The sequence below is a fragment of the Tropicimonas sp. IMCC6043 genome, assembly GCF_004146235.1.
GTDB lineage: Bacteria > Pseudomonadota > Alphaproteobacteria > Rhodobacterales > Rhodobacteraceae > Tropicimonas.
In genome coordinates this window covers 1-11,550 of the sequence record NZ_SELO01000073.1, presented here as the reverse complement: position 1 = coordinate 11,550, position 11,550 = coordinate 1, and the positions used below count along the sequence as shown (strand labels likewise).

General features: G+C 63.1%; 11 protein-coding genes and 1 pseudogene. 1 reads left to right on the top strand and 11 read right to left on the bottom strand.

Annotation, left to right across the window (positions count from 1 at the left end; translation table 11 throughout):
* Positions 1-65 precede the first annotated feature (65 nt).
* The 10 genes and pseudogenes from EU800_RS24670 to EU800_RS24625 all read right to left on the bottom strand — a co-directional run bounded on the left by EU800_RS24670 (position 66) and on the right by EU800_RS24625 (position 9,630).
* The gene (locus EU800_RS24670; protein ID WP_242500821.1) at positions 66-332 is read right to left on the bottom strand and encodes a hypothetical protein; all 267 of its coding nucleotides are present in this window, start codon (positions 330-332) and stop codon (positions 66-68) included.
* A gap of 65 nt (positions 333-397) precedes the next feature.
* Positions 398-829, bottom strand: a complete 432-nt coding sequence (locus EU800_RS24665) for a DUF4345 domain-containing protein (protein ID WP_129636137.1) — start codon at positions 827-829, stop codon at positions 398-400.
* A 33-nt stretch (positions 830-862) separates the two neighbouring features.
* A complete protein-coding gene (locus tag EU800_RS24660) occupies positions 863-1,690 on the bottom strand; it encodes an NAD(P)H-binding protein (protein WP_129636136.1) in 828 nt (275 codons plus the stop codon).
* 103 nt (positions 1,691-1,793) lie between these two features.
* A complete protein-coding gene (locus EU800_RS24655) occupies positions 1,794-2,765 on the bottom strand; it encodes an AraC family transcriptional regulator (protein WP_242500820.1) in 972 nt (323 codons plus the stop codon).
* 230 nt (positions 2,766-2,995) lie between these two features.
* Positions 2,996-4,067: pseudogene (locus EU800_RS24650) on the bottom strand (IS3 family transposase).
* A 153-nt stretch (positions 4,068-4,220) separates the two neighbouring features.
* Positions 4,221-5,732, bottom strand: coding sequence for a sulfatase (locus EU800_RS24645; protein WP_129636134.1), 1,512 nt, complete (start codon positions 5,730-5,732; stop codon positions 4,221-4,223).
* Positions 5,733-5,736: 4 nt separating this feature from the next.
* Complete coding sequence (locus EU800_RS24640; RefSeq protein WP_129636133.1) at positions 5,737-6,573, bottom strand: carbohydrate ABC transporter permease; 837 nt, start codon at positions 6,571-6,573, stop codon at positions 5,737-5,739.
* Positions 6,566-7,453, bottom strand: coding sequence for a carbohydrate ABC transporter permease (locus EU800_RS24635; protein ID WP_242500819.1), 888 nt, complete (start codon positions 7,451-7,453; stop codon positions 6,566-6,568). Before EU800_RS24635 ends, EU800_RS24640 begins: the two co-directional genes overlap by 8 nt.
* A gap of 68 nt (positions 7,454-7,521) precedes the next feature.
* Positions 7,522-8,793: a sugar ABC transporter substrate-binding protein gene (locus EU800_RS24630; protein ID WP_129636132.1), complete on the bottom strand. Its 1,272-nt coding sequence runs from the start codon at positions 8,791-8,793 to the stop codon at positions 7,522-7,524.
* Positions 8,794-8,829: 36 nt separating this feature from the next.
* The gene (locus EU800_RS24625; protein ID WP_129636131.1) at positions 8,830-9,630 is read right to left on the bottom strand and encodes a winged helix-turn-helix transcriptional regulator; all 801 of its coding nucleotides are present in this window, start codon (positions 9,628-9,630) and stop codon (positions 8,830-8,832) included.
* 102 nt (positions 9,631-9,732) lie between these two features.
* Here EU800_RS24625 and EU800_RS24620 point away from each other — a divergent pair, with 102 nt between their 5' ends.
* Positions 9,733-10,812: an ABC transporter ATP-binding protein gene (locus EU800_RS24620; protein WP_129636130.1), complete on the top strand. Its 1,080-nt coding sequence runs from the start codon at positions 9,733-9,735 to the stop codon at positions 10,810-10,812.
* Between the two features lie 314 nt (positions 10,813-11,126).
* Here EU800_RS24620 and EU800_RS27735 read toward each other — a convergent pair whose 3' ends face one another.
* Positions 11,127-11,423: an aminotransferase class IV gene (locus EU800_RS27735; RefSeq protein WP_256369791.1), complete on the bottom strand. Its 297-nt coding sequence runs from the start codon at positions 11,421-11,423 to the stop codon at positions 11,127-11,129.
* Positions 11,424-11,550: the final 127 nt, after the last annotated feature.

The following is an 11,550-nucleotide window of genomic DNA, read 5'->3' as shown; positions in this document are numbered from 1 at the left end:
CCTCGCGGACCAAGGCGCCCCGGCAACCGCCAGCTACATAGGGAGCGCGTCTGCCGGGGCGCCGATCACGCTGGAACTGGCCGGATTTTGTGCTGCCCTCTGGCAGGAAATCGCACCGCCGTTGACAACACCGGCGTCATCCCGAGAAACAGCGCCATGAAGACCCAGCGGAAGACCTGTCGGTTGATGACTTGCATCGTCTCCACGCCCACGGTGCCGGTGGTCAGCGACAGGGATCGCATGATGAAGTCGGAAAAGGCGAGGAACACGCCGCCGAGGAATGCATAGGCCAGGATTGCGGCCTGCATCAGGTAGGTAAAGAACGGGGACATTCGGTGAGTCTCCTCCTGAATTCGAGAACGTGGCGGAAAGCTATCCCCCCACCACATACGCTGTTTCATGCCGAGGTCATGCGACCGCCGTCGGTTGCAGAGGTGGAGGTCCACAGCCTGCGGCGGAAGGCGGCCAGGCAGAGGGCAGCGATCACGAGTTCGATGGCCAGCGCCGAAAGGATGCTGCCCGAGGGCATGCCATCGACGGCCAGGCCGACAAGGCGGCCGGCCGGGAAGGCGAGGAACACCGTCAGGGCGGCCACCATGGCGACCCCGCTCCACGCCTGACGGGCGATTCCGGCCAGCATGAGGACCCCCAGCACCGCGAGGCCGGCGGCTGGCGCGCGCAACTCGCTCAGCAGGTTCACATCCGTGCCCAACGAGATGCCGTAACTCGCATAGAACACGCGCGGCTCTGCCAGGATGAAGCCGCCAATTCCGAGGGCGGTGACACCCGATACGCAAAGAGCAGTCTTTTCGAAACGGGTCAGTGTCATGGCTCGTCCTTTCTGAATGGTGTGGGATGCAGTTCAGGCAACAGCCGACCACTTACCTGACCGGGCGGCGGTGATGGCAAAGTCCGAAAAGTCCCTTGGTGACCGGCCCAAGGCCCGCTGCACACCGTTCGTCACGTGTGCATTGCGCCCGTCCAGCGTCTCGCGCGCGATGGCGGTAAAGACATCGGCCACGAACTCGCCTCCGGCCCTGGCGATCTCGGCATGGAAATCCTCAAAGGTGATCGGGATGTGTCGGATCGGATGGCCCATGGCGGTCGACAGAGCATCGGCCATGTCTGCAAAGGTCATCAGGCGCGGTCCCGTCACTTCGTAGAGTTCGCCCTTGTGTCCCGGTTCGGTCAGCGCCGCCACCACGACGTCGGCAATGTCGTCAATATCGATGATCGGTTCCGCCACCGTGCCGCCGGGCATCGGCAACACACCTGCCAGGATCGGATCGCGCAAGTATCCTTCGGAAAAGTTCTGCGCGAACCAGGCGGCGCGAACGATGGTGAAGTCCACACCCGAGTTGCGCACGACGTCCTCGCCCAGCCGCGCGTGATGTTCGCCGCGCCCGGACAGCAGAACGAGGTGATCCACGCCCGCGTCCTTGGCGGTTTCGCAAAGCGACTCGAGCTTCTCCACGGCCCCTGGGAAGGCCAGATCGGGGAAGTAGGTGACGTAAGCGGCGCCGATGCCAGCCAGCGCCGCGGCCCAGGTTTCGGGCGCCTCCCAGTCGAAGGGGGTAGAAGAATGCCGCGAGCCACGGCGCACCGGCAGGCCCTTGGCCTCAAGCTTCGCGGCGACGCGGCTGCCCGTCTTGCCGGTGGCGCCAATGACGAGGATGGGTTTCGCTTGCATGCAATATCTCCTTGGTTCGGGTTCGTGACCAAGGGATAGGACGCACAGGCAGGCACGGTATTAACCGCACCCGCCAGCGTTTTGACAGCTGCCGCCAAGGCGCCTATCGCCGCATACGGTCCCTGCGGTAGCTTGCCGGCGTCGTGCCAATCCAGCGTTTGAAGGCACGGGTGAAGGAGCTCTGCTCGGAGAACCCGGTCAGGAAGGCGATTTCGGCGAGGGAGTGATTGTTGTCGCGCAATAAACCCTCGGCCAGTTCGCGGCGCGTATCCTCCGTTAGGGTCTGGTAGCTCATTCCACTCTCGGCCAGCCGCCGATGAAATGAACGAGCACTCAGACCAAAGCCGCGCGCGATGTCGTCCATTTTCGGCACGCCTTCGCTCAGCGCCTGCGCGATCGCATCCTTGGCCTGTGTCACAAGCGTCGCCTCGCTCTCGATCTCAGACAACTCGGCATCGAGATGCGAGATCAGGTAGCGGGAAATGCCCTCGTCGCCGAGGATGTTGGGCTGCGCCAGCGTCTCGGGCGAGAAAAGCACCGCGTCGAGATCGGCATCGAACCGGACCGGGCAACCAAACCACTCTTGGTGAGCGCAGGTGGTCGGAGGAGCCGCATGCCCGACCAGCACTTCGAGCGGCGTTACCGGCTTTGGGCTTACCTGGCGGGCGAGCGACACCGCGCTGGCCAGCGTCGCCTCGTTGGATAGCCTGAGGCCAAGCCTCCGTTCGCCGGACCTATGGAGAATGAAGAGTGTGCCGCGCGGATCGGGGCGAAGTTCATACTCAACGACGCTGGTCCAGAGCCGCGCGTAGCGCTCGACCCGGGCATAGGACCTGCCCAATGTCGTCGCCGCCTTGAACGCCAGCCCCAGCGCACCGTATTCGTCGAGCTGCATCGAGGCCCCGGTACGGAGCGGAAGGTCGGTAACATCGATCTGCACCGCGATACGCTCGAGAAGATCGTAATAATCCGCGGCGGGAAGCATTACCTTCGGGTCCCAGGCTCCGTCCGGATCGAGTCCGACCGAGGTAAGCAGCGCATGCGCGTCGATCTCCGCACCTGCTGCGGCCACCATCTTCCTGGCGAACAAGGACGTGACATAGCCCATCAACGCCAGTTTACGTTGCCGGACGCAAAGCTCAAAGCGCCGAGATGCGCTTCAAAGTTCGTGGTCAGGTCGCTCCATCGGTGGCTGAAATGGCAGGTGTCGACCTTCCCCCACAATCAGGGCCGGCGCGATCCAGAATTTTCCGGTTGGGTTTGAGTGTTGAGCGGCAGCGCGGAGACCACAAGAGTCTCAGGCGCTTATGCGGCGGTGGTCATCAGGAACTCCATTGGCGACAGGTAGCCGAGCGCCGAGTGGGGGCGCTCGGTATTGTAATGGCGGCGCCAGCTTTCGATCTCCTCGCGGGCGTGACGGAGCGAGCGAAACCGGGGCAGGTTCAGGCATTCGTCCCTGAGCTTGTCGTTCAGGCTCTCGACGAAGGCGTTCTGGACCGGCTTGCCCGGTTCGATGAACCGCAGGCGCACGCCGGTCCGTTCCGACCAGTCGAACATCGCCTTGCTGGTCCCCTCGGCCCCCCTCTCCTCGGGAAGACCGGTGCGCAACGCCAGCGCGTCGAGGAACCGTGTGATCCGGGCGCCGGAGATCGAGATGTCGACGATCTGGCCGGGAAAGATCCGGCTGCAATCGTCAACGATGTTCAGGATCCGGAACCGACGGTAATCCGCCAACTAGTCGCTCACGAAATCGAGTGACCACCTCTGTATCGGCCGCTCCGGCACCTGCGGCGCCACACGGTCCCGGCGCGGCAGCTTCCGCCGCTTCTTCGTGCGGACCTGAAGGCCCTCGGCGGTGTAGAGCAGGTATCTCCGCTTGGGATTCAGCGCCAGGCCTTCGCGGCGGAGCATTGCGTGCAGCCGGAGATAGCCGGAGCGCCGGTTCTCCGACGCCAGCGCCTTCATCCGGGCGACCACGGCCTCGTCGTTCTTCGCCACCGGCCGGTACAGCTGCACCGATCGCGCCAGCCCGACGATCCGGCATGCCCGACGCTCGCTGAGCCACTTCTCGGCCATTAGAAAGCCCACGGCCTTGCGCTTCGCCATGGGCCTACCAGTGTTTTTCCAGCAGCTCCTTCATCTCGGACATGTCCGGCACCTGGCCGGCCACGATCCGCTTCAGCCGGGCGTTCTCGGCCTCCAGCTCGCGAAGCCGCATGGCCTCGGACGCGTCCATGCCTCCGTACTTCTTTCGCCAGGCGTAGACTGTCGCCGTGCTGATCCCGTGGCGTCGGCAGAGATCGTCGACCTTCGCGCCGGCCTCGCTCTCCTTCAGCACGCCGATGACCTGTCCTTCAGCAAACCGCTTCCGCTTCATGGGTCTTCCTCCTTCGTCAAGTCAAAGGTGGAAAGTTCCAGCTCGCAATGGCTCTGATCGCAGGGGGAAGGTCAAATTGAAGCAAAGAGCGGCCACCATCCTTTCAACGGCCCTCGAACTTCGATTCACTGAAAATCCATCTCAAGAAGCAATTCACTTCCAGATGCGCGGCCCCCGCGATCCTTCGCGATGCTGGCCCTTGCCGGGCCGTCCTGGTGGCGACATCATCGCCATCGCGCCGCGGATGCAGGCGAGCGGGTAGCCTTGTGTTATCAACGCGCTCTCAGTGCGCCAACACAAGATCTCGTCGATCAGGCGTGCCTTCGTGTCGGCCTGCGCAGGATCGCTCCAGAGGTTGTCCAGTTCCAGCGGGTCGGTGGCGAGGTTGAAAAGTTGGCCCTCGTCGGAATCGACGAAATGCACCAGCTTGAGGTCGCCTTCGCGCACCATAGTCACCATTCGGGTGCCTTCGAGCAGAGCGTCGTTGGAATGCTCACAGAAGACGCGCGGCCGATCCTCCGCCTCGCCACGCATGAGCGGCCGCAACGAGCGGGCTTCCATCCAGTCGGGGACGGCCACGCCGGCCATCTCGAGGATCGTCGGGCCAAAATCGAACAGCGACACCAGCGAGTCAATCCGCCTTCCGCCGTCGGTCACGCCAGGCCACGCGACGATGGCTGGGACGTGGACGGTGCTTTCATACATGTTCCACTTCTGCGAGTGGCCGTGGTCGGTAAGGCAATCGCCGTGGTCGGAGGTGAAGATCACCACCGTCTCCTCGAGCACGCCGCGCGCCTCCAGAGCGTCGAGGATCTCGCCGACCTGGGTGTCGATCATCGTCACGTTGGCGTAATAGTGCCTCCGCTGGCGGTCGGCCTGGGCGGGGCTCGGGTCGGTCAGGTGGACGATCCCGTCGGCGTCGTCGTCGAGATGGTGCTGGCGCAACATCCGGTAGGCCCTTGGCTGCTCGGCGATGTCTTCGGCCGGGATCGGCGCGGGCAGCTCGCGCCCCTCAAATTTGTCGAGATATTCCTGCGTGGGGTCGTAGGGCGGGTGCGGCCCCGGAATGCCGACCTGCAGGAAGAACGGCTCCTCGCCCGGGTATCGCTCGATCCACCACTTCGCCATCTGCGGCACCAGCACGTCCGGGTGCAGGATATCTTCGTCCTCCCAGACCCAGGCGCCGAGAAGCGTCTCGTAGTCCTGCCGCCTGCGCTGCGTGACCCGGCTCGGCTTTTCCTTGCCGCGGGCGAAATAGGCCTTGTCCCAATTGTCGAGGTAGAAGGGCAGCGAGGGATGGTCGCGATCCTTGTTCTCGGTGACGTGGCGCTCGTGAAAGCCGAAGGCACCCTCCACCGGCCAGGTGTGCATCTTGCCAATGTTGACTGTGTGATAGCCGGCCTCGGCGAGGTCTTTCACCCAGCAATAGCTCCATTCCTCGTCGTTGCGGAATACGCCGTTGGTGTGAGGGTAGGTGCCGGTGAAGAGCGAGGCGCGCGAGGGCGCACAGGAGGGCGAGGTGATATACATCTTCTCGAACACCGCGCCGCGGGCAGCGAGGCGGTCGAGGTTGGGCGTTATCATGTGATCGAAACCGAGCGCGGCGATGGTGTCATAGCGTTGCTGGTCGGTGATGATGAAGACGATGTTCGGACGCTTGCCCATGGCTTCAACCCTTCACGGCACCGCCCATGGATTGGACGATGTACTTGTTGGCAAAGACGATGACCGGCACCGTGGGCAGGGTCAGCACGATGCTGGCGATGGCGATACTGCCCCAGTCGACGCTCGCATATGAGACGAAGTTCATGATCGCAACCGGCGCCGTCACGGTGTCGGACCGGGTGATGATGAGGGCGAAGAAGAAGTCGTTCCATGACAGCAGGAAAGCGAGGACCGACGTGGCGACCAGGCCCGGACGGGCGGCTGGAATCACCACCCTGCGCAGGGTCTGGCCCATCGTGGCGCCATCAAGCAGCGCGGCCTCGATCAACTCGTCGGGGATCTGTGACAGCGAAGTCCAGGACGACCACACCACAAGCGGCAGCGTCAGCACCATGTAGGCGCCGATCAGACCCCACCAGGTGTCGAGAAAGCCGATTTTGAGATAGAGGATGAAGAGCGGGATGACGAAGCCCACGGGCGGCGCCATCCGCAGCAGCAGCAGCGCCCAGGACGCGAGAAACTTGCGGCTCGAGCGCCCCTTGGCGAGCGCGAAACCGCCCGGCACGCCGATCACAACCGCGAGCGCCGTGGAGACAGAGGCAGTGACGAAGGAATTGAACAGCGCCTTCGGGAAACCGGAATCGGCGAGCTTGGGTATGTTGGACAGGGTCAGCGCGGTGGGCGACTCCCAGATCGGCTCGAACAGGCGGTTCTCCGGCCGGAGCGCGAGAATGAAGGCCCAGATGATCGGCAGCAGCGCGAAGACCAGAAAGACCAGCATCATCGTCACGCCGGCGGCCTGCTTCCACGAGAACGCGTTCTTTCTCTTCGGTTTACGCATCCGACAGCCTTGAATTCATGCGCGCCACCCAGAAGCTGATGATCGCAGCAAAGATGAACAGGAAGACGGCGATGGCCGCCCCGTAGGAGACCTTCGAGTTCTGGAAGGTCTGGATGAAGGCATAGTAGTTCGTCGCCTGTGTGGCGCGGCCCGGTCCGCCATTGGTCATCACGTAGATCAGCGGGAAATGCTTGATGGTTTCGATGAACCGAAACAGCGCGACCATGAGCAGCGCGGGTTTCAGGAGCGGCAGGGTGATGCGCCAGAACACCTGCATCTTGGATGCTCCGTCGATTGAGGCCGCCTCGTCGAGATCGGTGGATATCCCCTGCAACGCGGCGAGGATGAGCAGCATCACGAATGGGAAACTCGCCCAAGTGTCGGCGATGACGATGGCGCTGATCGCGCCCCAGCGTGTCGTGAGAAAGGCCGGGACGGTGATGCCGAAAAGGTCGAAGAAGGCGTTGATCGGGCTGAGCGTCGGCGTGAAGAGTGAAAGCCAGATGAGCGCCACCGCCACATGCGGCACGACGAACGGGACCACGAAGATACCGCGCACATGGCGCCAGCGCGGAATGATTTTTTCGAGTCCGACGGCAATCAGCGTGCCAGCGGTCACCTGGGCGACCACGCCGAAGCCGGAAAGCGCCAGCATGACCCAGACCGAGCCGATGAACCGCCGGTCGTCCGCGAGACGGGTGAAGTTCTCGAGCGTCAGTCCGGTGTCCCAGCCCTTCACCAGGTCGAACCCGGTAAAGGAGAGCCAAAACATTCCCATGAGCGGAAGTACCGCGAATACCAGCACCGCAATCACCGCGGGCATCAGCATCAGCCGATAGGAACGTTGCAGGACGGGCTGAACCCCGGACACCTGTGCCATCATCTGTCTCGCTTCGGTTTTAGGTCGCCGGCGGCCAGGGAGGGAGCCGCCGGCGGGTCCTGGCGCGACTACTCGGCCAGGAGTTCGGCCATTTCGGCTTCGGCGGCAGCGAGCGCCTCTTCCGGGCTTTCGAGCCCGTTCACCGCGGCGTTGATATGCTCGCCCACCGCGGCGCCGATCTGCGGCCATTGCGGCAGCAGCGGCCGGTAGTGGCCGATCGCGTCGTTGAGCATCTCGACGCGCAAGTTGAGGAAGTCCGGGTTGATCGATTCATACTTGGCAATCACCTCCGGGTTCGCGGCGACGGAGGCGCGGGTGAAGTCTGGGAAGGGCTGCGCCAGCGCGATCTTGGCCAGGGTCTCCTCCGATGTCGCCCATTCGATGAACTTGAACGACACCTCCGGGTCCGGCGCGTCCGCCGGAATGCCGAGCCCGTGCACGGCGATGGCCGGCGAACGGCCTGCCGGGCCTTCCGGCACCGCGGCGATCGCCATGTGCTCGAGGACCTGACTCTTCTCGGGGTCGAGCGACTGCGCCACGATCGAGGTGCCGTCGACGAACATCGCGATCTTGCCGGCCTGCATCGCCGCGGCGACTTCCGAGAAGTTAAAGTTGCCGGCGCCCGGCGGTCCGTAGTTGTTGATGAGGTCGATGTAGAGGTTCAGCGCCTCCAGCGTCTCGGGCGAATTGATCGCCGGCGTGAGATCGTTCGGGTAGTCGGCGAAGAACTTGCCGCCATAGGCGCGCATGATCATCGGGAAGACGAACATGTTGAAGCCCTGCCCCGGGGCCGCGCGCATCGCGAAGGCGGCGACATCGTCGCTGTTGACGGCCTTGGCGACTTCGAGCAGCTCGGCCCAGGTCGTCGGCGCATGGTCGTATCCGGCGTTGGCAAGGACATCCTTGCGATAGCTCATCATCCCGGTCTCGGCGAAGAACGGCAGTGCCCAGTAGTCACCCTTGACGAGGTAGGCGTCCAGCGGCCCGGCGAGAATGTCGTCCTTCGTGTCCATGCCATTCACGCCGTCGGTGACGGGGTGCAGCCAGCCGGCTTCGACCCAGCGCTGAACCTGGATGACCGGGGTGTGCACGACGTCGATGTCGCCGGTCTTGCCGGTGAAGCTGAGCGTGATGCGGTTTTCGAAAACGTCCTGACCGACCACCTCGATATTTGCAGTCAGGCCCGTAGCCGCTTCGAAATCGTCTTCAAGCTCGGCCAGCCCGTATGTGTATGGCATGCCGAACAGGATGACGTTCAGGTCTTCCGCGTAGGCAGGCACCGTCGTGAGGATCGTTGCCATGGCCGCCGTCGCGAGACGGGCTCTGATAGTGAATTTCATCGTGTCTCCTCCACGTGTTTCAGGCACAACCAGGCGTCAGCCCAGACCTGCCATTTTGGCGGGGCGAAGTATCTCCGCCGCGCGCCGTTCCTCCTCCATCACCGCCGTCAGCCGGGCGCGCGCGCCCTCCAGAACGTGGCGATAGCTTGCGATCCGCGCTTCCTGGTCCGCCATCGGCGTTGCCGCTTCAGCCAACGTCAGAAAGTGCAGAAAATTTCCGTCGAGATCTTCGACAACCAGCGCGAAGCGTCGGAGCCCAACCCGGTTGCCCTCGAGGTCGTAGTCGAAATCCTTGCCCATGGTCGCCTCGATCAGAGCGCGGGCGCGCTCCGGCGCGTGCGGGCGCAGGGCGGGGCTATTGTCGTGGAAAGTGGCGATGTTGAACTGGTATTCGATCCAGTCCCAGCCGAGCCGCGCCATGTAGAGCCTGCTCATGGCGTCGAGTTCATAAAGGGGCCGGCGGAACCCGGCCTTGGCGCGAATCGCCACAGGCGGCGGATCGAGATCGGTGCGCGAGTGCCAGTAGAGGTCCTGCCCGGTCACCACCACGGCCTCGGAGTAGACCCCGTGCTGGGCGGTGATCTCTTCCATGATCTCGTCGAGGGCTTCGAGGTAGACCTCCGACATCGGGACGTTTTTGATGAGGCGGAAGTTCGGCACCACGAACCGCTGCGAGGTCCGGAATACGTAACCGCGATCGTAGAGCACCTTCATGATCCGGTTGAGAGTCGCCGGCGAAATATCGAGGTCGCGTGCAATGTCGACCTGCTTCACCGGCGCGTCGCCGGCAGCCATCAGGTATTCCATCACACTCAACAGTCGATCGTTCGGGTTCACGAAAAAGCCTCTAGAAAAATTCCACTATTGGAATTATGATGCATCATATATGGAATTTGTCAACCGGCGAAGCTGCCGCTGCGCAAAGGGATCGAGAGGCACATGACCCAGGTCACACTCGAACACATCACCAAGTCGTTTGGTTCGGTCCATGTCATCAAGGACGTGTCGATCGAGATTGACGACGGTGAGTTCGTTGCCCTCGTGGGGCCTTCCGGCAGCGGCAAATCGACGATCCTGCGGATGATTGCAGGGCTCGAGGACCCGACGGGCGGCATCGTCCGGATCGGCGAGCGGGTGGTGAACGACCTGATGCCCAAGGACCGCGACATCGCCATGGTGTTCCAGTCCTACGCACTCTACCCGCACATGAGCGTGCGCGAGAACATGTCGTTCTCGCTCGAGCTCGCCGGCCGGCCCAAGGCCGAGCGCGACGCGGCCGTGGCCGAGGCGGCCGAGATACTCGGTCTCAGCGATCTTCTCGACCGGAAGCCGAAGGCGCTCTCGGGCGGCCAACGCCAGCGGGTGGCGATGGGGCGGGCGATCGTGCGCAAGCCGGAAGTGTTCTTGTTCGACGAACCGCTCTCGAATCTCGACGCCAAGCTTCGCACGGCGATGCGAAAGGAGGTGAAGCTTCTCCATCAGCGCCTGACCTCGACCTCGATCTACGTCACCCATGACCAGACCGAGGCAATGACGATGGCCGACAAGATCGTCGTGTTGAACAACGGAATGGTCGAGCAGATCGGCTCGCCGACCGAGCTCTATTCCGCGCCTGACAATCTCTTCGTCGCCGGCTTCATCGGCACGCCGCAGATGAATTTCATAGAAGGCATCGTGTCAGAAGACGGCACCGTTACTCCCGACGGAAACGCCGGTCTTCCCGGCCTCCAGGTCGATCCCGGCCTCCCGCTTGCTGCGGGCGACGCGGTGGTCGTCGGTATCCGCCCCGAGCGCATCGAGTTCGTGCCGGACGGGCCCTACTCCGCCAACGTTGAACTTGTCGAACCGATGGGGAGCGAAGCGCTGGTCACCTGCACCTTCGGCCCCTACGAACTCAGGGTCCAGGACCGGTCGATGGAGACAGTGGCACAGGGCGCGGACGTCCACTTCATCTACGATCCGGCGCTTGCGTTGGTCTTTGCCCGGGACAGCGGAAAGCGTGTCGCCAGAGCCGGGTGAGGCACGCGCACTGCACACGAGTTCGTCCACGTGCGACAGGACTGAATGCCCGAGCAGAGTTCCTATGGGTTATCTGATCGGACAGCTCTGCCAGGAAGGTCCAAAAGCCGGCCAGTGAGTTTCCGCGATGCGTCGGTGCCTAGGTGTTTGATCCCAAGGTTTGATGGTGCGATCCATTCGTTGGATTGGAAGGACGCCCTATCCTCAGCCGCGAGCAGCGCCCGGCCTTGGGCAATTCGCAATATCGAACTGGTTGCGGAACCTGCGCATCGTGGAAACGGCAGGGGTCTGCACCTAGTCGGATGTCAATTGTCTCAGATCGCCATCGCCCGGCGAGTTTCCACGTAGTGATTTCGAAGTCCCTTTGCGAATTCACCCGGAGTGCCGTCGCCAATGGTTGCATCGTCGATCTTCACGACCGGCACCACGAAATTCGTGGCAGACGTGATAAATGCCTCCCTTGCCTGGAGAGCTTGCTCGGGAGAGTACGCCCGTTCCTCGACGGTCATTCCGCGGGCCCTTGCAAGCTCCATAACGGAGGCGCGGGTAACACCAGCCAACAACGCGCGAGGCAGATCCCGTGTCACAAGTCGACCGTCAGCAGTAACGATTGGTCTGCCCCCTGAAAAGTGGTCCTCCCTGAAGTAGGCTTTCGAGCCAGTTGGAGGACAGAGGAATGCCCCAGAAGAAGCATAAGCCCGAGGAGATCGTTGCGAAGCTCCGGCAGGTCGAGGTTTT